The 337-nt window shown below is 63.8% G+C and carries 1 protein-coding gene; it reads left to right on the forward strand.

The features are described from left to right. Positions 1–337 (forward strand): transposase (locus AB3X89_RS40405; protein ID WP_368588084.1); only part of this gene is annotated, 337 nt, incomplete at both ends.

A 337-nucleotide genomic window follows, 5' to 3' on the forward strand; every position in this document is an offset into this window, starting at 1 on the left:
GCCTGTCCAGAGGCGAGGCGATCAGTTTGATCGTCGACAGCAGCGGGATGAAGTTTGGCCGGGCCAGCGAATGGCATCGCCAGAAGTACGGCTGCGACGCGAGCCAGACGCCGTGGCGCAAGATGCATCTGTCGATCGACCCGGAGATGAATGTCCACCAGATCGCGATTACCGAGGACAACGTCTCCGACGAGGCGGGCCTGAATGCGATGCTGGCAGTCGAGGCGAACGTCGACTGCGTGATCGCCGACGGCGCGTATTACAGTATTGCGCAGACCGAGGCGTGGTCAGCCTGCGGCGTGCTGCCGGTGATTCCCCCACCGGCCAATGCGGTCGC

The organism is Paraburkholderia sp. BR14320 (assembly GCF_040948665.1).
In the GTDB taxonomy this organism is placed as follows: domain Bacteria; phylum Pseudomonadota; class Gammaproteobacteria; order Burkholderiales; family Burkholderiaceae; genus Paraburkholderia; species Paraburkholderia youngii.